We start from the raw sequence: 20,790 nt of genomic DNA on the forward strand, positions 1-20,790 counted from the left end.
CTTGAACAGTTCGGCACCCCCTTCGGAGGCAGGCATGGCTTCGGTGATCGTCAGCGGCGCGCGGACCCCGATGGGGCGCCTGCTGGGCAACCTCAAGGACCTCCCGGCCACCAAGCTCGGCGGTGTCGCCATCAAGGCGGCGTTGGAGCGGGCCGGCGTCAGCCCGGACCAGGTCCAGTACGTGATCATGGGGCAGGTGTTGCAGGCCGGGGCCGGTCAGATCCCGGCGCGGCAGGCCGCGGTGGAGGCCGGCGTGCCGATGTCGGTGCCGGCGCTGACCATCAACAAGGTCTGCCTCTCCGGCCTGGACGCCATCGCCCTGGCCGACCAGCTGATCCGCGCCGGCGAGTTCGACATCGTGGTGGCCGGCGGCATGGAGTCGATGACCAACGCCCCGCACCTGCTGATGGGCCAGCGCACCGGCTACAAGTACGGCGACGTGGTGGTCAAGGACCACATGGCGCACGACGGGCTCAGCGACGCCTGGGACTGCTGCTCGATGGGCGAGTCCACCGAGCGGCTCGGCGGCAAGCACGGCATCACTCGCGAGGAGCAGGACGCCTTCGCGGCAGCCAGCCACCAGCGGGCCGCCGCCGCACAGAAGAACGGCCACTTCGCCGACGAGATCACCCCGGTGGTGATCCCGCAGCGCAAGGGTGACCCGCTGGTGATCAGCGAGGACGAGGGCATCCGCCCGGACACCACAGTCGAGACGCTGGCCAAGCTGCGTCCGGCCTTCGCCAAGGACGGCACGATCACCGCCGGCAGCTCGTCGCCGATCTCCGACGGCGCGGCCGCCGTCCTCGTGATGAGCAAGGCCAAGGCCACCGAGCTGGGGCTGACCTGGTTGGCCGAGATCGGCGCGCACGGCAACGTGGCGGGCCCGGACAACTCCCTGCACTCGCAGCCGTCGAACGCGATCAACCACGCCCTGAAGAAGGGTGGCCTGAGCGTCGCGGACCTGGACCTCGTCGAGATCAACGAGGCGTTCGCCCAGGTCGGCATCCAGTCCACCCGTGACCTGGGCATCAGCCCGGACAAGGTCAACGTCAACGGCGGCGCGATCGCGCTCGGGCACCCGATCGGCATGTCCGGCGCTCGTCTCGTCCTCACGCTGGCCCTGGAGCTCAGGCGGCGCGGTGGTGGCACCGGTGCGGCGGCCCTCTGCGGGGGCGGTGGCCAGGGCGACGCGCTGATCATCCACGTGCCGGGCCAGTGAGCGGAGCGGCCGAGCCCGTCCCGGCGGCGGGCACCACGTCGGTGCGCCGCAGTCGGGACGTACCGCTGCTGGTGGAACGGGCCCGCGCGGGTGACCCCCGCGCGGTGGCCCGTCTGATCACGTTGGTGGAGAACGGCGACACGCTGCTGCCGGAGATCGCCGCGGCGCTCGCACCGTACGCCGGGCAGGCCCAGGTGGTCGGGTTGACCGGCTCGCCCGGGGTGGGTAAGTCGACCACCACGAACGAGCTGGTCCGGGCGCTGCGGGCGCGCGGGCACCGGGTCGGCGTGCTGGCGGTCGACCCGTCCAGCCCGTTCACCGGCGGCGCGATCCTCGGTGACCGGGTGCGCATGCAGGACCACGCCACCGATCCGGGCGTCTACATCCGGTCCATGTCCAGCCGGGGTCACCTCGGTGGGCTGGCCGCGGCGACGCCACAGGCGGTCCGGGTGCTGGAGGGCGCCGGCTGCGACGTGGTGCTGGTGGAGACCGTCGGTGTCGGGCAGGCCGAGGTGGAGGTCGCCTCGCTGGCCGACACCACGCTGGTGCTGCTCGCGCCGGGGATGGGTGACGCGATCCAGGCGGTCAAGGCCGGCATCCTGGAGATCGCCGACGTCTTCGTGGTCAACAAGGCCGACCGGGACGGCGTCGACGCCACCGTCCGCGACATCCAGGGCATGATCGCCCTCGGGGAGCGCGGTCCCGGGCAGTGGCGACCGCAGGTGGTCCGCTCGATCGCCGCGCGCGGCGAGGGCATCGACGACATCGCCGCCGCCATCGACAAGCACCGCGGCTGGCTGGTCGAGCACGGCGAGCTGCGCCGCCGCCAGGAGGCGCGGGCCGCCGCCGAGATCGAGGCCATCGCGCTCGGCATCCTGCGTGCCCGGATCGGCTCACTGCGCGACGGTACGGAGTTGGCCACGCTCGCGACCAAGGTCGCCGAGGGTGCGACGGACCCGTACACGGCGGCGGACGACCTGCTCGCCCAGCTCGCCCGCTGAACCGGTAGCGCGACGGGGCCGACGCCGATCACCAGCGACGGCCCCGTGTCAGCTGGGTCTAGCCGCAGTGGCCCCAGGGGCTGGTCCACACGGTGCCCCGGCTGAGTCCGCCGAACTGGACGCACTTTCCGGCGGCTGCCGCCCGCACCGGGCCCGCGTAGTACTTGTAGGGGTCCTCGTCGAAGGCGCCAAGATCGTTCGACAGGATCAGGTACGCGCCGACCATGGTGGCCTTGCCCCGGTCCGCGGTCTTGATGGTGACCACGCAGTTGTAGCCGGTGGACTTGTAGAGCAGGTACACCGTCGCGCCGGGCAGCCCGTGACTGTCGATGACGTAGTACCCGGAGCCGCAGAGGGCGCTGGGCGACTCGGCCGCCTGGGCCGGGCCGGCCGCGCCGAGCAGCGCGCCGACCGACAGGGTGACTGCCGTGGCGAAACTCAACAACTTCCTGCGCATTTAACAGACCTCAATCATGGCGCCTAGGGGTGTCCAACGTGGACATGCTGATCGGCAGCCTAGTCCCCAAGATCAGTCTGTGTGGTCCCTCGGCGGTGTGCCGCGCGCCCGGAGGCGAAGGTCGCTCCGATTTTAGTAGGCTCGCGGCGCGTGGCCGGCAGCGAGGCTGGCCCGCGGCGGGCTGACAAGACGGTCGGTCCACAATGGGTCGCCCCAGGGGAGATGTGATCATGACGGACGCGGTGGAGAACGCCGGTACGGTGCCGCCCGCGACGGGTGCGGCGCGGGGCGTCACGACGGTTTCCGACGAGGTCGTGGAGAAGATCGCCGGAACCGCCGCTCGTGCGGTGCCCGGTGTCGCCGATCTCGGTGGTGACGTGGCCCGGTTCTTCAACAGTGTGCTGGACAAGGTCGGCCTGGACGAGGTGGGTGACGCCAGCCGGGGTGTCTCGGCCGAGGTGAAGGGTGGATCGGCCGTCATCAACGTGGTCCTGGTGATCGACGCCGGGCACGTCGTCGCGGACGTGACCGAGGCCGTGCGGGCCGCCGTGATCGAGGCGGTGGAGAAGTACGGCCTGACGGTCACCCAGGTCAACGTCACTGTCGACGACATCGAGCTGAACCAGCCCGGGGCCGCCGGAGCCTGAGGTGTAGCGGCTGGGCGGTGTCTCGGCGCGGTGACGCGAGGAAGGGGAGCGGTGGTGGACCACGAGGTGACGCAGGAACTGACCACGGCGTCGACGACGGTCGGCGGAACGACGAAGGTCGCGGACGAGGTGGTCGAGAAGATCGCCGTCGCGGCGGCCAGGGCGGTGCCCGGCGTGGTCGAGTTGGGCGGGGACGTCGCCCGGTTCTTCAACGCGGTGTTCGACCGGGTCGGGCTGGACCAGTTGGGCGACGCCCGGCGGGGCTGCTCCGCCTATGTGACCGGGGACGCCGCCGTGATCAACCTGGTGCTGGTGATCGAGGGCGGTCGCCCGGTGCCGGAGATCACCGGCGAGGTGCGCGCCCAGGTGACGGCGGCGGTCGAGGCGTACGGGTTGCGGGTCGACGAGGTCAACATCCGGGTCGACGACGTGGCGATGGGCGGCTCCACCACGTAGGCGGCAGCCGATTACCCGCCGGTAGGCGGTGACTTAGCGATCGTTCAGGTGAGGGCTCTACACTCGACGTGCAGTCGAGGACCCGAGGAGGAGCCCTGCTCATGGACGCCGACGAGATCGACGCCGGACGGGCGCGCTGGCAGGCCCGTTACGACGCCGCGCGCAAGCGGGACGCCGACTTCACCACGCTCTCCGGGATGCCGGTGGACCCGGTCTACGGGCCGCCGGAAGGCGCCACCTACCCGGGCTTCGAGCGGATCGGCTGGCCGGGCGAGTACCCGTACACCCGGGGTCTTCATCCGACCGGCTATCGCGGACGGACCTGGACGATCCGGCAGTTCGCCGGCTTCGGCAACGCCCAGCAGACCAACGAGCGCTACAAGATGATCCTCGGCGCGGGCGGCGGCGGCCTCTCGGTCGCGTTCGACATGCCCACGCTGATGGGCCGCGACTCGGACGACCCGCAGGCGCTCGGCGAGGTCGGGCACTGCGGCGTCGCCATCGACACCGCCACCGACATGGAGGCGCTCTTCGACGGCATCGACCTGGCCGGCGTCACCACCTCGATGACGATCTCCGGCCCGGCCGTGCCGGTGTTCTGCATGTACCTGGTCGCCGCCGAACGGCAGGGCGCCGACCTGTCCGCGCTGGACGGCACGCTGCAGACCGACATCTTCAAGGAGTACATCGCGCAGAAGGAGTGGCTCTTCGACCCCGAGCCGCACCTGCGCCTGATCGGCGACCTGATGGAATACTGCGCCGCCGAAATCCCGCGCTACAAGCCGCTGTCGGTCTCCGGCTACCACATCCGCGAGGCCGGCTCGACCGCCGCGCAGGAGTTGGCGTACACCCTGGCCGACGGTTTCGGCTACGTGGAGCTGGGTCTCTCGCGCGGGCTGGACGTCAACGTGTTCGCGCCGGGGCTGAGCTTCTTCTTCGACTCGCACGTCGACTTCTTCGAGGAGATCGCCAAGTTCCGCGCCGCCCGCCGGATCTGGGCCCGGTGGCTGCGCGACGTCTACGGCGCGACCAGCGAGAAGGCGCTCTGGCTGCGGTTCCACACGCAGACCGCCGGCGTGTCGCTGACCGCGCAGCAGCCGGTCAACAACGTCGTACGGACCGCGGTCGAGGCTCTCGCGGCGGTGCTCGGCGGCACCAACTCGCTGCACACCAACGCGCTGGACGAGACGCTGGCGCTGCCCACCGACGAGTCCGCCGAGATCGCCCTGCGTACGCAGCAGGTGCTGATGGAGGAGACCGGTGTGGTCAACGTGGCCGACCCGCTGGGCGGCTCCTGGTACGTCGAGGCGCTGACCGACAAGATCGAGGCCGAGGCGGAGGAGATCTTCGCCCGGATCCGGCAGCTCGGCGGGGACGGGCCGCACCAGATCGGCCCGATGACCTCGGGCATCCTGCGCGGCATCGAGGACGGCTGGTTCACCGGGCACATCGCCGAGTCGGCCTTCGCCTACCAGCAGGCCCTGGAGAAGGGCGACAAGAGGATCGTCGGCGTCAACTGCCACACCGGCACCGTCGCCAAGGAGCTGGAGATCCTGCGCATCTCGCACGAGGTGGAGCTGGAGCAGCGCCGGGTGCTCGCCGAACGCAAGAGCGCCCGGGACGAGTCGGCGGTCCGCGCGGCGGTGGCCCGGATGGTCGAGGTCAGCCGCACCGACGGGAACATGATCCCCGCGATGCTCGACGCGGTTCGCGCCGAGGCGACCCTGGGCGAGATCTGCGACGCGCTCCGCGCCGAGTGGGGCACCTACCGCGAGCCGGCCCGCTTCTGACCGACACCCTTCGTCGATCGTGCGTCTCGGGTGGGATGAATACGGCGAACGGCGCGTATTCCCCTCGCGAGATGCACGATCGCGGGGATGTGCGGCGGGGCGTGAGAGTTGCAACGTCGGGGTTGCGGGTGAGCTGAGAATTCGGGCTCACGTGCGAGACTAGGTAACCATGAGCGACCCACGGATCACCTCGTCGATCTTCACCCGCGGCGCGGTCGACCTCAGCACACTGCGCGGCCCCGCACCAGCCAGCTCCCGCCCCGGCACGCCCCCGCAGGGCGGCCCGTCCAACGGCGCACCCGCCGCCGGCGGCCACACCGCCATCGTGGACGTCACCGAGGCGACCATCCAGTCCGACGTGCTCGAACGGTCGATGGCCATGCCCGTCGTCGTGTTCTTCGGCGCCGCCGGCTTCCCGGAGAGCGACGAGTTCGCCCCGGTGTTGGAGCGACTGAACGCCGAGGGTGGCGGCAGTTGGGTGCTGGCACGGGTCGACGTGCAGGAAAATCCGCGCATCGCCCAGATGTTCCGGGTCCAGGGCATCCCCATGGTCTACGCGGTCGTCGGCGGCCAGCCGGTCGACGCCTTCTCCGGGGTCGTGCCCGAGGCGCAACTGCGGCAGTGGCTCCAGGCCGTCCTCAAGGCCGGCGGTGTGACGGTTGCCGAACCGGAGGACCCCCGCCTCGACGAGGCCGACGACGCGCTGATGAGCGGTGACCTCGACGCCGCCGAGCAGGCGTACCGCAAGATCCTGGCCGACGCCCCGGCGGACGCGGCGGCGACGGCGGGGCTGGCCCAGGTCGGGGTGGCCCGCCGGGTGGCCGGGGCGGATCCGGCCACCGCGTTGGCCGCCGCCGAGAGTGCCCCCGACGACGTGGCCGCGCAACTGCTCGCCGCCGACATCGAGGTGCTCAGCGGGCTGGCCGAGCAGGCATACTCCCGGCTCGTCGGTCTGGTCCGGCGCACCGCCGGTGAGGACCGCGAGACGGTACGCCAGCACCTGGTCTCGCTCTTCTCCATCGCCGGCCCGGACGATCCGGCGGTCGCCACGGCGCGTCGGGCCCTGGCCAGCGCCCTGTTCTGAGTTCTAGCACGCCAGCGCGGGCCGGCGTTCCGGCCGGCCCGCCCGACCACCGAGGACGGGAGCTCATGATGCGCCGGATCGCCGTCCTCGACGCGCCGACAAACCTCGGCCTGCGGCCGCCGACGTCCACGTCCGTCCCCGGCTGCGCCAAGGCGCCCGGGGCGCTGCGCGACCACGACCTGCTGCCCCGGCTACGGGCCCGCGACGCCGGCTGCGTCACCCCACCCCGATACGACCCGGGCGACTGGCGGCCCGGCGACGGGGTCTGCCACGCCCGGGAGATCGCCGACTACTCGCTGGCGCTCGCCGAGCGGATCGGCGCGATCATCGACCGGGGAGAGTTCCCGGTGGTGCTGGGTGGCGACTGCTCGGTGCTGCTCGGCTCGGCGTTGGCCATGCACCGCCTCGGTGAGGCCGTCGGCGGGCGGATCGGGCTGGTCTTCGTCGACGGGCACTCCGACTTCCGGCATCCCGGCAACGCCTCCTACGTCGGTGCCGCCGCCGGCGAGGACCTCGCCCTCGTCACCGGGCGGGGGCAGGCCGACCTGGCCGCACTGGAGGGGCGCCGGCCCTACTTCCGCGACATCGACGTGGTGGTGCTCGGCATCCGCGCCCAGGACGAGTACCGGCTCGACCTCCAGGCCGCCGGGATCACCACCCGCCCGGTGCCCGCGCTACGGGCCGAAGGCGCCGCCCGCACGGCCCAGTGGGCGCACGAGCAGCTCGCCGACTGCGCGGGCTACTGGGTGCACATCGACGTGGACGTGCTCGACCCCGCGGTGATGCCCGCGGTGGACGCCCCCGACCCGGGCGGTATCGCCTTCGCCGAGCTGGAGATCCTCCTCGCCGGCCTGGTCGACACCCCGCACTGCCTCGGCGTCGAGCTGACCGTCTTCGACCCCGACTACGACCCGGACGGCTCGTACGCCGCCGAGATCGTCAACACGGTGGTCGCCGGCCTGGCCCCGGTCACCGCCCCGGAGGCGGTGCCACCCCGGCTGCTGTCGGCCCGACCGACGCCGGCTGCTCGGCGTGGCGGTTCCGCCGACCGCGTGGAGCGGTCCGCCGGGGTCGATCGGCTCGACGCGGGACGGTCGGGTGGGGTGAACGGGCTCGACGCTCTGGGTCTTGCCGGCGTGGACGGCTCCGGTGGCGGGATCGCTGCTGCCGACCGGGACGGCGCGGTCGAGGCGGGGCAGTCGGGCATTGCCGGCCCTGCCTACGCCGAGCCGTCCGGGGTGGCCGCCGCGCTCGAGCGCGAACCGGTCGGCCCGCCCGCTTCGGCGGGCCCGGGACTGCTCCGGCGGACCTCGCCGCCCGCTCAGGACTCGTCAGACCCGAAACCCGCCGACGAAAACGGCGCAGATCTACACAAGGTCGACACCGCCTGACCCGCTTGCGGTCCGCAGGTCGCTGATCGACTCGCGTTCATTGGCGTCGGGGTGTCCGATCGCCTCGGTCAGCGCGGTTTCACCGAACGCGAGTCGATCAACGCGCCCGGTGCCGCGGCGGGTCGCGGTCGAGGTCAGCCAGCCGGCAGGGCGCGGAGGAAGCGCTCGGCGATCGGGACGGCCGAGGCAGTGCTGGCGCCGCCCTTCTCCACGAACACGGCGAAGGCCACATCGCCCCGCCATCCGACGAACCACGCGTGGGTGTGGGCCGGGTTGTTGTCGTACTCGGCGGTGCCGGTCTTGCCGTAGACCTCGCCCGGCACGTCCTTGAGGGCGCTGCCCGTGCCGGACGTGACGACCTCGCGCATCATCGACTTCAGCGCGGTGACCGATTCCGGCTTGAGCGGCTCGCCGGCCGGGGCGGGCGTGGCCGGCGCCGGGTCGAGCACCAGCTTCGGCTGCTCGAATCGGCCTCGGGCGACGGCCGCGGTGGCACCGGCCATGGCCAGCGGGCTGACCAGCGTGGTGCCCTGCCCGAACGAGGCAGCGGCCTGCTCGGCGAGGCTGCCGCCGGTCGACACCTTGCCGGTGAAGGCGTCCGCGCCGAGGTCCCACCGACCCTCCAGGCCCAGCGAGCGGCCGGCGGCGGCCAGCCCGTCGCCGCCGAGCTTCGGGGCGAGCGAGGCGAACGCGGTGTTACAGGACTTGGCGAAGTCGGTGCGGAACGGCACCGAGCCGAGCTCGAAGTTGTCGGAGTTCTTGAAGGACCGACCGTCGACGGTGAAGGTCTTCGGGCACGCCACCGGCCCGTCCAGGGTGACCGCGCCCCGATCCAGCAGGCCCAGTGTGCTGACCATCTTGAACGTGGAGCCCGGCGGAACCTGGGCGTTGAAGGCGAGGTTCTCGCCGGCCGGCCCGGGGCCGTTCGCCGCGGCGAGCACCGCGCCGTCGCTGATCCGGACGGCCACCAGAGCGGAACGGCGGGACTCGGCACGCAGGGAACCGTCGGCCGCGTTCTGGACGGCGGTGTCCAGCGTGGTCTTCAGCGGCTGGCCGGGCTGCGGCTCCCGACGGAACAGCTCCGCGCCGGTCGGCTCCAGCTTGCCGCCCTCGATGGGACGCTCGACGATGACGGTCAGCCCGGGGCCGCCGCGCAGCCGCTCGTCGTATCGACCCTGCAACCCGCCGTGCCCGACCAGGTCACCGGCGACGTACCGGTCCGGGTGCGCGGCGAGGTCGTCCGCCTGCGCCGGGTCGACGGTGCCGAGCACCGCCCGGGCGAACTCCCGGGTCGGCGCCAGGTCGACCTTGCCGGAGATGAACTTGGTGCCGGGCAGGTCGTAGATCCGGGGCTTGATCTGCCGGTACGCCTCCTCGCGCAGCGACACCACCTCGACGAAGGCCCCCGGCTCGGCCTCGGCCACCCGCTTGGGCACGTCTGTCAGGTCGACGGCGGGGACCAACGCCGGACGGATCGCCTTGAACGCGGCGTCGAGCTCCTTGACGAGGACCTTGATGTCGGCGACCTCGTTGGGTTGCACACCGACCCGCACCACCGGGCGGGGAGTCACGATCGGGTTGCCGGCGCTGTCCAGCACACCGGCCCGGGCACTGGCGTCGCGGCGCAACGCCATCCGGTCACCCTTGGTGAGCTGCTCGTGCAGCACCCGTGGCTCCCAGATCACCTGCCACTGGTCGCCGTCGCCCTGGGCGAGGCGTACCTCCCGGTCGTACGTCCAGCGGGTGTCACCCGGCAGGGTCCACTCCACCTGGACGGTAGTGGTCGCGATGTCCGCCGTGACCTTCGGCTCGCCGCGACGCGTCAGTTTCGGCGGGGTGGCCGCCAACTCGCCGGAGAGCTCCTTGATCTCGCGTGTCACGTCGGCCGACGGCAGCTTGCTGCCGGTCGGGTCGATCAGGCCGACCGCCTGGAGGTCACCGCTGCGCCAGCCCGAGAGGAACGCGTCGACGGTGCGCTCCGGCCCGTCGTCACCCGAGCAGCCGGCCAGAACGCCGGCCGTGAGCGCCGCCGCGGTGAGGGCGGCGGTCAGGCGGCGGGCGTGGTTCGGCCGGTGGGGCCGGGGGTACGACAATGGCATGGAGCTGGTCCTTCCGATCTCAGAGTGCCCCCGCACGGTAATACGCGAGCGGCGTCCCCAACGTCCCGCAGGAGCGCGGGCGCGGCCAAAGACGGGCCGCACCCGTGTGATGAACATCGCGTGGCGGGGTATCCCGCAGCCGGCCAACCTCGGACCCGCAACGGGTGAAAGGACAAAGTCCCGATCCGGACGTCTGGCTAGTGGTCCGCCGACGAAGGCGCAGAACGGCAGGGCCTAGGCTGGGCGGCAGAGTGACCCACAACGCGGTGGGTCGAGGGGAGTGGCACCGATGGACCGGCGTCCGGCGATCAAACCGGAACCCGACCTCCGGCAGGATGACTCCGGCCGGGACGACGACAGCTTCGATTCGGCGACCGACGGGGACGGCTACGGCCGCCTCGACGTGGGAGTGACCGGGCTGACCGGGTCGAGCATCGACACCATCTACGATCTGGGCCTGCCGACTGAGGTGTTGGCCGACGACGTGGAGGACGCCGAGCTCGACGAGCCCGTTCCCAACGCGGAGCGCCTGGTGGCGCAGGCTGTCGCGCTCGCGGGGGACGATCACGACGCGGCGACACTTGTCGGCCGTTTCTGGCGGTTCGCGCCAGATGAGGAGTTGGTCGGTTTCACGGCCGAGGAGATGCTCGACGCGGCCCGGGCGCACCGGGACCTCGCCCAGCAGCGGGTTCCGGGCGAGTTGAAACTGCGGATCCACGAACCGCACGCCGACCAGCACCACACCGTCGTCGAGATCGTCACCGACGACATGCCGTTCCTGGTCGACTCGGTGACCGCGCTACTCAACTCGTACCACCTCGACGTGCACCTGCTGGTGCACCCGCTCGTGGTGGTCCGGCGTGAGCCGCTGGGCCGACTCACCGAGGTCTCCGCGGACGTGGAGCCGGACGACGCGATCGACGGCGACATCATCGAGAGCTGGATGCGGATCGAGATCGACCCGGTCCGGGACGCGGCCGAGCGGGACCGGCTGCGCCGCGAGCTGCAGCGGGTGCTCACCGACGTGCGGGAGGCGGTGGAGGACTGGCCGAAGATGCGTCAGCGGGCCCTCGCGCTCGCCGACGAGCTGGCGTCGACCCGCACCTCCGACAACCGTCCGCCGGTGCCGGAGAAAGACATCACCGACTCGGTGGAGCTGCTGCGGTGGCTCGCCCACGACCACTTCACCTTCCTCGGCTACCGCGAGTACCGGCTGGTGGACGCCCCCGGTGGGGACACGACCGACCCGGTCGACGGCAAGGCGCTGGAGGCGGTGCTCGGCACCGGCCTGGGCATCCTGCGCTCCGATTCGCCGGACGCGCGGTCGCTGTCGTCGATGACGCCCGAGGCGCACGAGAAGGTGCTGGAGAAGCGCCTGCTCATCATCACCAAGGCCAACTCGCGGGCGACCGTGCACCGGTCGGCCTACCTCGACTACATCGGCTTCAAGATCTTCAACGCGGCCGGCGAGGTGATCGGCGAGCGACGTTTCCTGGGCCTGTTCTCCACGGCCGCGTACCGGACCAGCGTCCGGGAACTGCCGGTGGTCCGCCGCAAGGTGGCCGAGGTGCTGGACCGCTCCGGCCTCAGCCAGCGCAGCCACTCCGGCAAGGATCTGATCCAGATCCTGGAGACGTACCCGCGCGACGAGCTGTTCCAGATCAAGACCGACGACCTGTACCACGCGGTGATCGGCGTGCTGCGCATGGCCGGGCGCCGGCAGTTGCGGGTCTTCCTGCGTCGGGACGCGTACGGGCGGTTCATCTCCTGCCTGATCTACCTGCCCCGGGACCGGTTCACCACCCAGAACCGGCTGCGCATGCAGGACATCCTCCTGCGCGAGCTGAACGGCGTCGGGGTGGACTACACCACCCGGGTCACCGAGTCGATGCTCGCTCGGGTGCACTTCATCGTCCGCACCGACCCGACCCGGCCGCCCGGCGACATCGACGCCGACCTGCTGGCCGAGGAGTTGGCCGACGCGACCCGTCTCTGGGACGACGACTACCGGTTGGTGCTGGAGCGCAAGCTCGGCGACGAGCAGGCCAAGCACCTGTTCACCCGGTACGCCGACGCGTTCCCGGAGGGTTACAAGGACGGGCACACGCCGTACGAGGCGATGAAGGACCTGGCGAAGCTGGAGCTGCTGGAGGAGCCCGGCCAGCTGGAGATGCACCTGTTCCGCAAGCAGCTCGCGCCCCGACCGGGCACGCGGGTGCCCGGTGCGGACCTCGTCGAGGCGATGGACGTCCGGTTCAAGGTCTACCGGTACGGCGAGCCGATGATGCTCTCCGCCGTGCTGCCGGTGCTGCACTCGCTCGGCGTACGGGTCGTCGACGAGCACCCGTACGAGGTGGACCGGATCGACGGTCGGGTCTACCTGTACGACTTCGGCCTCATGCTGCCCGAGGGGCACCACGAGCTGGCCGAGGTGCGCCCGCACGTGGAGAACGCGTTCGCGGCGGCCTGGCGGGGCGAGGCCGAGGTGGACCGGTTCAACGAGCTGGTGCTGCGCGGCGGTCTGACCTGGCGGCAGGTGGTGGTGCTGCGGGCGTACGCGAAGTACCTGCGGCAGGCCGGCACGGTCTTCTCGCAGGACTACATGGAGCAGACCTTCATCGCGTACCCGAAGCTCGCCGCATTGCTGGTGGAGCTGTTCGAGACCCGGTTCGCGCCGGGCGAGCAGACCCACGAGCAGCGGCAGCAGCGCAGCGGTGAGCTGGTGGAGACGATCCGGGGCGCGCTGGACGACGTGGCCAGCCTCGACCAGGACCGGATCCTGCGCTCGTACCTGACGTTGATCGAGGCGACCCTGCGGACCAGCTTCTACCAGAAGCGCGCCGACGGGCGGCCCAAGGCGTACGTGGCGTTCAAGCTGGACCCGCAGGCCATTCCGGACCTGCCGGCGCCGCGACCGAAGTTCGAGATCTTCGTCTACTCGCCGCGGTTCGAGGGCGTGCACCTGCGGTTCGGGCCGGTGGCCCGGGGCGGGTTGCGCTGGTCGGACCGTCGGGAGGACTTCCGGACCGAGGTGCTCGGCCTGGTCAAGGCGCAGATGGTGAAGAACACCGTGATCGTGCCGGTGGGCGCCAAGGGCGGCTTCGTGTTGAAGCAGAAGCCGGGTGACCGGGACGAGGCGGTCGCCTGCTACCAGGAGTTCGTCGGCGCGATGCTGGACGTCACCGACAACATCGTCAGCGGGCAGATCGTGCCTCCCGAGGACGTGGTGCGGCACGACGGCGACGACCCGTACCTGGTGGTGGCGGCCGACAAGGGCACCGCGACGTTCTCCGACATCGCCAACGAGATCTCCAAGACCCACAACTTCTGGATGGGCGACGCGTTCGCCTCCGGCGGTTCGGCCGGCTACGACCACAAGAAGATGGGCATCACCGCCCGGGGCGCCTGGGAGTCGGTCAAGCGGCACTTCCGGGAGCTGGGCCTGGACACCCAGACCCAGGACTTCACTGTGGTCGGTGTCGGCGACATGTCCGGCGACGTGTTCGGCAACGGGATGCTGCTCTCCGAGCACATCCGGCTGGTGGCCGCCTTCGACCACCGGCACATCTTCCTCGACCCGGAGCCGGACGCGGCCACCTCGTACGCGGAGCGGCGGCGACTGTTCGACCTGCCCCGGTCCTCGTGGGAGGACTACAACCCGGAGCTGATTTCGGCCGGTGGCGGCATCTTCCCGCGTACCGCGAAGTCCATCCCGATCACGCCGCAGGTCCGGGCGGCGATCGGCCTGGACGACGACGTGACGCAGATGTCGCCGCAGGACCTGATGAAGGCGATCGTCACCGCCCCGGTGGATCTCTTCTGGAACGGCGGCATCGGCACCTACGTCAAGGCGTCCAGCCAGACCAACGCCGAGGTGGGCGACAAGTCCAACGACGCGATCCGGGTGGACGGGCGCGACCTGCGCTGCCGGGTGGCGGGCGAGGGCGGAAACCTGGGCTGGACCCAGCTCGGCCGGATCGAGTACGCGTTGACCGGTGGCCGGATCTACACGGACTTCATCGACAACGCGGCCGGGGTGGACACCTCCGACCACGAGGTGAACATCAAGATCCTGCTGAACACCGCCGTGGCCGACGGCGAGTTGACCATGGCCGACCGGGACGAGCTGCTCGCCGGGATGACCGACGAGGTCGCGGAGCTGGTGCTGCGGGACAACTACGACCAGGCTCGGGCGATCAACAACGCCCAGGCCCAGGCCGCCTCGCTGCTCCCGGTGCACCGCCGGATGATCAACGAGTTGGAGCGTTCGGGTGGGTTGGACCGGGCGCTGGAGGCACTGCCGCCGGACGAGGAGCTGGCGGTACGCAGCGAGTCCGGGCTGACCGCGCCGGAGTTCGCGGTGCTGCTCGCGTACGTGAAGATCGTCCTGGAACGGGAGATCCTCACCGAAGGGCTGGCGGACGAGGAGTGGACGACCGATGTCCTGGTCAACTACTTCCCGACGCCGATGCGCGAGCGGTTCGCCGAGCGGATGGGCCAACACCGGCTGCGCCGGGACATCGTGACCACGGTGCTCGTCAACGAGGCGATCAACCGGGGTGGCATCTCGTTCATCTTCCGGGTGGTCGAGGAGACCGCGGCCAGCGCCGCCGACGTGATCCGGGCCTACGTGGTGGTCAGCGAGGTGTTCGGCCTGCGCGACCTGTGGGACGCGGTCGAGGCGTTGGACAACAAGGTCGCGCCCGAGTTGCAGACGAGCGTCTACCTGGACACCCGTCGACTGCTCGACCGTGCGGTGCGGTGGCTGGTCTCCAACCGGCGCTCGCCGATCGACGTGCCGGCCGAGATCGCCCGGCTGCGCGACGGCGTCACGCGGCTGTTGCCGGGGCTCGAGGAGCTGTTCTACGGCAACGAGCGGCAGGGCATCGCCGCGCACATGGACTCGATGACCGAGCGTGGGCTGCCCCGCGAGCTGGCTGAGCGGGCGACCCGGTTGATGTACAGCTTCGGTCTGATGGACGTGGTGGAGACCGCCAACTCCAGCGGACGGGACGTCAGCGAGGTGGCCTCGGTCTACTTCGTGCTGTCCGACCTCTTCCGGGTGGACTCCCTGCTGTCGAAGATCTCCCTGCTGCCTCGGGAGGACCGCTGGCAGACGCTCGCCCGGATGGCGCTGCGCTACGACCTGTACGCCGCGCTGGCCGCGCTCACCGCGGAGGTGCTCGACTCCACCCCGGACGACCTGCCGCCGCACGAGCGGGTGCAGCAGTGGGAGCAGTCGAACGCGACCTCGATCCACCGCGCCCGCCGCGCGATGGGGGAGTTCGACGAGTCGCGGGCGGATCTCGCCGCCCTCTCGGTGCTGCTGCGTCAGATCCGCACCCTGGTGCGGACCTCCGCAGCCGCCTGAGTCAGGGAACGCCGGACGCGGTCCGGCCGATCGGGTCGCCCCGATCGGCCGGACCGCTCTCGTCTGTCGCGGGTCACGCCGCCAGGGTGGCGAAGACGACGATGTTGTCCGGGTAGCTCTTGGCGACCTCGTCGAACTGACCACCGCAGGTGACCACCCGCAGGCTGGGCCGGTCGCTCGGTCCGTACACCAACTCGGTGGGGAAGGCCGTCTTCGGGTACGACGACACCGAGTCCACGGTGAAGGTGGCGGGCACGCCGTCGGTCCGTCGCACCGTGATGGTGTCGCCCGGGACGAGAGCGCCCAGGTCGAAGAAGACGGCCGGGCCGAGCACCGCCGAGTCCACGTGTCCGACGATCACCGCGTTACCCGTCTCGCCCGGGCTGGCGCCCGGCTCGTACCAACCGGCCTTGTCGGCCTGGTCCAGCGGGGGGACCTGGACGGTGCCGTCCGGGTTGGTGCCCAACGGCATGATCGTCGCGGCGACGCCGATCCGGGGAATCTCGATGGTGGTCGGCGCGGAACGCGCCAGCCCGGCCGGGGCGTTGTCGACCGGCTGCCCGTCGGGCACGGCGTCGACCGGGGTGCTCGCCGGTCGGGAGGCCTCGGGGCCGGCCTGGGCGAGCGGCTGCGGCGGTCGGGGAGCGGGCGTGGTCTTCAGGGAAGCGCCGATCATGCCGGCACCGATCATGGCCATGGTGACGACGACGGCCGCGCCGGCGGCACGCCACGGTCTCCCGTGACGGCCGCCGGCCCGTGTCGTCGTCACGTCAGACGAGCGAACCATCGGTCCGCCGACGACGCATCAGCACGATCCCGCCCAGCGCGGCGGCGCCGAGCAGGCCCGCCCCGCCGGTGGCCAGGCCACGGTCGGTGCCGGTGCTGGCGCCACCGTCACCACCGTCGACACCGCCGTGCGGCAGCACGACGAGCTCGCCCTCGCCGCACGAGCCCTTGAGCTCGTAGCGACCCGGCTTGGCGTCCTTGTCGACCTTGGCCTCGCCGTAGTAGACGAACTCGCGCTCCCTGTCCCAGCTGCGCTCGTCCGAGCCGCGGCCCTCGGAGTCCCAGCCCTTGTCCGAGCCGCGCTCGTCGGAGCCGTAGCTGCCGCGCTCGTCGGAGCCGTACTCGTCGGAGCCGTGGCCCTTGTTCTCCCAGCCCTTGTCCGAGCCGTACTCGTCGGAGCCGTACTCGTCGGAGCCGTAGCTGCCGCGCTCGTCGGAGCCGTACTCGTCGGAGCCGTGGCCCTTGTTCTCCCAGCCCTTGTCCGAGCCGCGCTCGTCGGAGCCGTAGCTGCCGCGCTCGTCGGAGCCGTACTCGTCCGAGCCGTGGCCGTTGGACTCCCAGTCCTTCTTGCCTTCGTCCTTGGACTCCCAGTCCTTCTTGTCGCGGCTGTCGTCCGCGTCCTGGCCGTGCTCCTCGCCCTTCCAGTCCTTGCCACCCTCGTCGCCGAGAGCGTCGGCGGCAGCGCCGCCACCCTGGCCGCCGGACTGCGACTTGTCCTTGCCGTTCTCGTCCTTGCCCTCGTGGTCCTTGCCCTTGTCGTCCTTGCCCTTGTCGTCCTTGCCGTGCTCGTCCTTGCCGTTGTCGTCCTTGCCCTCGTGGTCCTTGCCCTTGTCGTCCTTGCCGTGTTCGTCCTTGCCGTTGTCGTGGTCGCGGGAGTCTTCCTCCTCGCTCCACTCGCGGTCCTCGCCCCGGTCGTCACGCACCGGCTTGAGATTGACCTTGCCGGTGACCTTGGACCACACGTACGCGTGCTCCTGCCGATCCGGGCAGATCTCGAGGAGCTTGACCTCTTCGCCGGCCTTGACCACGTGCGGCTTGGCGTAGACCTTGCCGTCGCGGTCGTGGCCGCCGTCGTGGTGACCGTCGGCGAACGCGATCCCCGGCGCGAACACCAGGAGCGACGCGCCGCCGAGCGCGGCGCCCGCTACGACCTTCCCGAGCATCTTCTTAGCCATGACCTGCGTCACTCCATCCCTGTTGTCCTGAGCCCGGCGACAACCGAGCTAAGACCGACGTTAGACCGTTTCATGACTTATGAAGTGAAAGATTCGCGTTTTGCCTTTTGCTCCAAGTAGGTGCTGAACAAGAGGTAAGCGGCCTTCGCCGTTCTGAGTGCCGCCTCAGGCCCTGCACGTCGGTCCCGGGCCCGGCGCGGCGTCTGCGGTTCGGAGTGACCCACCGACGCCTGGCGTCCGGTACGGCCGGAGACCGTCCCGTCAGGTGTCGACCGGGAAGGTCCGGGGGTATCGTCCGAAACAGTGACAGCGGGTGATCTCCGCCGCAACGCATCGAGCCATTGCCATGGAAGCGCTCCCATGCAAGAATCGGCGAACGCGGTTCGGAGAGCCACACCGCGCAGGCAGGGAGTCGAGGGCACCGGTTCGCCGGGCGACGTCCCGCCGAAGGATCGGCCGCTGCACCGGTCGGTCACGCACCACCACCACCCTCGCCCGTCCGGGCCGGGCACCCCCCGAAATCCCGTTGGCGCCGGCGGCCGTCCGTCACAGGACGCTCACCGGGCCGTCTCGCCGGGCCGTACCAGAGCCCGGTCTCGCCCAAGGAGATCAGTGGCATGAATGTGTGGAGAAGGCTGACCGGCCCACGCCGGGCCCTTGCGCTCGCGGGCGCGGGCGCCCTGGTCGCCGGTGGGCTGGTGACGATTCCGGTTACCGCGGCGCAGGCCGCGACGCAGTGCGACATCGCGTACACGACCAACGACTGGCAGGGCGGCTTCACCGCGAACATCACCATCAAGAACCTCGGCGACCCGGTCAACGGCTGGACCCTGGGCTGGACCTTCCCCAACTCCAGCCAGCGGGTACAGCAGGGCTGGTCGGCCACCTACACCCAGTCCGGCAGCCAGGTCACCGCCCGGAGCATGTCCTACAACGGCAACCTCGGCACCGGCGCGTCGACGACCCTGGGCTTCAACGGCGCGTGGAGCGGCAGCAACCCGAAGCCGACCTCGTTCACCCTGAACGGTGTGGTCTGCAACGGTGGCACCACCACTCCGCCGACCACGACGCCCCCGCCGACCGACCCGCCGCCCACCGACCCGCCGCCGACCGACCCGCCGCCCACGACCAACCCGCCGCCCGGCACCAAGGTCGACAACCCCTACGCCGGGGTGCGCGGCTACGTGAACCCGGAGTGGAAGGCCAAGGCGGACGCCGAGGCCGGCGGCAGCCGGATCTCCAACAACCCGACGGCCGTTTGGCTGGACCGGATCGCCGCGATCAACGGCACGCCGAACAGCAGCTCCAACGGCGCCTTCGGGGTGAAGGACCACCTGGACGAGGCGCTGCGTCAGGGCGCCGGCTACATCCAGTTCGTGATCTACAACCTGCCCGGCCGGGACTGCTCGGCGCTCGCCTCCAACGGTGAGCTGGGCCCGGACGAGCTGCCGAAGTACAAGGCCCAGTACATCGACCCGATCGCCGCGATCCAGGGCGACCCGAAGTACAGCAGCATCCGGATCATCAACATCATCGAGATCGACTCGCTGCCGAACCTGGTGACCAACACCTCCGGCCAGCCCGGTGGCACGGTCATGTGCGACACCGTCAAGGCCAACGGCGCCTACGTCAACGGCGTCGGCTACGCCCTGGCCAAGCTGGGCTCGATCGGCAACGTCTACAACTACATCGACGCCGGGCACCACGGCTGGCTCGGGTGGGACAGCAACTTCAACCCGTCCGCCGAGATCCTGAAGACCGCGGCGGTGGCCTCCGGCAGCACCGTCAACAACGTGCACGGCTTCATCACCAACACCGCCAACTACTCGGCGCTGCAGGAGCCGTACTTCAAGGTCACCGACAACGTGAACGGCCAGACGGTGCGGCAGTCGAAGTGGGTCGACTGGAACTACTACGTCGACGAGCTGTCGTTCGCCCAGGCGTTCCGGAGCAAGCTGGTCTCGTTGGGCTTCAACTCCAACATCGGCATGCTCATCGACACCTCCCGCAACGGTTGGGGCGGCTCCGCCCGGCCCACCGGCCCGGGTGCGACGACGAGCGTCGACACGTACGTCAACGGTGGCCGCGTCGACCGTCGGCTGCACCTCGGCAACTGGTGCAACCAGGCCGGCGCCGGTCTCGGCGAGCGGCCCCGGGTGGCCCCGGCCACGGGTATCGACGCCTACGTCTGGGTGAAGCCTCCGGGTGAGTCGGACGGCTCCAGCAAGGAGATCCCGAACAACGAGGGCAAGGGCTTCGACCGGATGTGCGACCCGACGTACGGCGGTAACGCCCGCAACGGCAACAACCCGTCCGGTGCCCTGGGAGACGCGCCGATCTCCGGTGCGTGGTTCTCGGCCCAGTTCCAGGAGCTCATGCGCAACGCGTACCCGGCTCTCTGACCGGAACGCTTCCACACCAACCCGCCACCGGCAGTAGGTGAGGCACTGCCGGCGGCTGGTTCCCCCCGGGTCCCCGGCCCGACCGCTCTGGTCGGGTCGGGGACCCGCCCTTCGTGCCCAGGTCAGGGCACGGTGCGCTCGATCGCCGCCTGGCCCTGCTCGGCCAGGTCGCGGCGCGCCCTGTCCAGGTTCTCCGGGGTGAGGTCCTGTCCTCGGGCCAGCACCAGGTCCTCCGGCTCCCACTGTTGCTCCGCCCCGGTGCGGATGTTGTCCCCGCCGGCGCCGGTGCCCGTCCCGGTCGCCCCGGTGCCGGCAGCGTACGGGTCGCCGATCAGGTCGTCGGTGTCCGGCGCGAGGTCGTCCGGCCGGCCGTGGGGTTCGGCGAAGGCCGGGTTGTCCCGGTCCGGGCCGCCGCCGGTCCGCAGCTGCGTGACGGTGCTGTCGTCGTCCACCGCCGAGGCCACCTCCGGGCTCTCCTCCAACGGCGGTTGGCGATCGCGATCGGTCATGGTGCTGCCTCCTGTGTCCGACACGGTGCCTGATTCCCTCGCGTACCCCCTCGTGCCGCCCTCATGCCGCCCCGGCCCGGCGGTCAGCTGCCGGGCTGCTGCCCGTTGGGGGCCGGCGGCTCCGCCGGGCGCAGCCACTGCCAGAGCAGCATGAGCAGGCCGAACGCGAGCATCGCGAGCCCGGCCCACAGGTTGATCCGCACGCCTTCGGCCTTGTCGATCTCGGCCCGGCTGTCGAAGATGCCGATCAGTGTCACGATCACCCCGTACGCGACGAACAGGCCACCGATCACCCGGCGGATGTCGAACAGTCGGGCGGCTGCGGAGCGCCGCTGTTCCGCCTGCGTCTCGTCGATCAGCGGGTCCTTCGCCGGCTGGCCGTCGTTGCTCATCAGCCCAACCC

Annotated in this window: 15 protein-coding genes; 9 read left to right on the forward strand and 6 right to left on the reverse strand. The window is 70.9% G+C overall.

The window, feature by feature from the left end; translation table 11 throughout:
- Nucleotides 1-34 precede the first annotated feature (34 nt).
- Both GA0070612_RS11560 and meaB read left to right on the forward strand, forming a co-directional pair.
- Entirely contained in the window at nucleotides 35-1,219 is a 1,185-nt protein-coding gene (locus GA0070612_RS11560; RefSeq protein WP_088987909.1) for an acetyl-CoA C-acetyltransferase, read from the forward strand.
- A complete protein-coding gene (meaB, locus tag GA0070612_RS11565; RefSeq protein ID WP_088987910.1) occupies nucleotides 1,216-2,220 on the forward strand; it encodes a methylmalonyl Co-A mutase-associated GTPase MeaB in 1,005 nt (334 codons plus the stop codon). Before GA0070612_RS11560 ends, meaB begins: the two co-directional genes overlap by 4 nt.
- Nucleotides 2,221-2,278: 58 nt before the next feature.
- On the opposite strand, the gene GA0070612_RS11570 is transcribed toward meaB, so the two are convergent.
- Nucleotides 2,279-2,677: an acetyltransferase gene (locus tag GA0070612_RS11570; protein WP_088987911.1), complete on the reverse strand. Its 399-nt coding sequence runs from the start codon at nucleotides 2,675-2,677 to the stop codon at nucleotides 2,279-2,281.
- A 230-nt stretch (nucleotides 2,678-2,907) separates the two neighbouring features.
- Between GA0070612_RS11570 and GA0070612_RS11575 the strand changes: the two genes are divergently transcribed.
- The 5 genes from GA0070612_RS11575 (at nucleotide 2,908) to GA0070612_RS11595 (ending at nucleotide 8,045) form a co-directional block, all read left to right on the forward strand.
- The gene (locus GA0070612_RS11575) at nucleotides 2,908-3,324 is read left to right on the forward strand and encodes an Asp23/Gls24 family envelope stress response protein (protein ID WP_088991420.1); all 417 of its coding nucleotides are present in this window, start codon (nucleotides 2,908-2,910) and stop codon (nucleotides 3,322-3,324) included.
- A 54-nt stretch (nucleotides 3,325-3,378) separates the two neighbouring features.
- Nucleotides 3,379-3,780 carry an Asp23/Gls24 family envelope stress response protein gene (locus GA0070612_RS11580; RefSeq protein ID WP_088991421.1) on the forward strand — a complete coding sequence of 134 codons (402 nt, stop codon included), beginning with the start codon at nucleotides 3,379-3,381 and terminating at the stop codon, nucleotides 3,778-3,780.
- 101 nt (nucleotides 3,781-3,881) lie between these two features.
- On the forward strand, nucleotides 3,882-5,570 hold the full coding sequence (locus GA0070612_RS11585; protein ID WP_088987912.1) for an acyl-CoA mutase large subunit family protein: 1,689 nt from the start codon (nucleotides 3,882-3,884) through the stop codon (nucleotides 5,568-5,570).
- A gap of 169 nt (nucleotides 5,571-5,739) precedes the next feature.
- Nucleotides 5,740-6,654 carry a tetratricopeptide repeat protein gene (locus GA0070612_RS11590; protein WP_088987913.1) on the forward strand — a complete coding sequence of 305 codons (915 nt, stop codon included), beginning with the start codon at nucleotides 5,740-5,742 and terminating at the stop codon, nucleotides 6,652-6,654.
- A 65-nt stretch (nucleotides 6,655-6,719) separates the two neighbouring features.
- Nucleotides 6,720-8,045 carry an arginase family protein gene (locus tag GA0070612_RS11595; protein WP_331716398.1) on the forward strand — a complete coding sequence of 442 codons (1,326 nt, stop codon included), beginning with the start codon at nucleotides 6,720-6,722 and terminating at the stop codon, nucleotides 8,043-8,045.
- A gap of 134 nt (nucleotides 8,046-8,179) precedes the next feature.
- Here GA0070612_RS11595 and GA0070612_RS11600 read toward each other — a convergent pair whose 3' ends face one another.
- On the reverse strand, nucleotides 8,180-10,144 hold the full coding sequence (locus GA0070612_RS11600; RefSeq protein ID WP_088987914.1) for a penicillin-binding transpeptidase domain-containing protein: 1,965 nt from the start codon (nucleotides 10,142-10,144) through the stop codon (nucleotides 8,180-8,182).
- Nucleotides 10,145-10,433: 289 nt separating this feature from the next.
- Here GA0070612_RS11600 and GA0070612_RS11605 point away from each other — a divergent pair, with 289 nt between their 5' ends.
- Nucleotides 10,434-15,515 (forward strand): NAD-glutamate dehydrogenase, encoded by a 5,082-nt coding sequence (locus tag GA0070612_RS11605; RefSeq protein ID WP_088987915.1) that lies wholly within the window; start codon nucleotides 10,434-10,436, stop codon nucleotides 15,513-15,515.
- Nucleotides 15,516-15,588: 73 nt separating this feature from the next.
- On the opposite strand, the gene GA0070612_RS11610 is transcribed toward GA0070612_RS11605, so the two are convergent.
- On the reverse strand, nucleotides 15,589-16,284 hold the full coding sequence (locus GA0070612_RS11610) for a class F sortase (RefSeq protein WP_088987916.1): 696 nt from the start codon (nucleotides 16,282-16,284) through the stop codon (nucleotides 15,589-15,591).
- A gap of 1 nt (nucleotide 16,285) precedes the next feature.
- Nucleotides 16,286-17,476 carry a putative sodium/potassium/calcium exchanger gene (locus tag GA0070612_RS11615; RefSeq protein WP_088991422.1) on the reverse strand — a complete coding sequence of 397 codons (1,191 nt, stop codon included), beginning with the start codon at nucleotides 17,474-17,476 and terminating at the stop codon, nucleotides 16,286-16,288.
- A 617-nt stretch (nucleotides 17,477-18,093) separates the two neighbouring features.
- Between GA0070612_RS11615 and GA0070612_RS11620 the strand changes: the two genes are divergently transcribed.
- Nucleotides 18,094-19,878, forward strand: coding sequence for a glycoside hydrolase family 6 protein (locus GA0070612_RS11620; RefSeq protein ID WP_088987917.1), 1,785 nt, complete (start codon nucleotides 18,094-18,096; stop codon nucleotides 19,876-19,878).
- 122 nt (nucleotides 19,879-20,000) lie between these two features.
- On the opposite strand, the gene GA0070612_RS11625 is transcribed toward GA0070612_RS11620, so the two are convergent.
- Nucleotides 20,001-20,387: a hypothetical protein gene (locus GA0070612_RS11625; RefSeq protein WP_088987918.1), complete on the reverse strand. Its 387-nt coding sequence runs from the start codon at nucleotides 20,385-20,387 to the stop codon at nucleotides 20,001-20,003.
- Nucleotides 20,388-20,470: 83 nt separating this feature from the next.
- The gene (locus GA0070612_RS11630) at nucleotides 20,471-20,779 is read right to left on the reverse strand and encodes a hypothetical protein (RefSeq protein WP_088987919.1); all 309 of its coding nucleotides are present in this window, start codon (nucleotides 20,777-20,779) and stop codon (nucleotides 20,471-20,473) included.
- Between the last annotated feature and the right edge of the window lie 11 nt (nucleotides 20,780-20,790).

Source organism: Micromonospora chokoriensis (assembly GCF_900091505.1).
Classification (GTDB): Bacteria; Actinomycetota; Actinomycetes; order Mycobacteriales; family Micromonosporaceae; genus Micromonospora; species Micromonospora chokoriensis.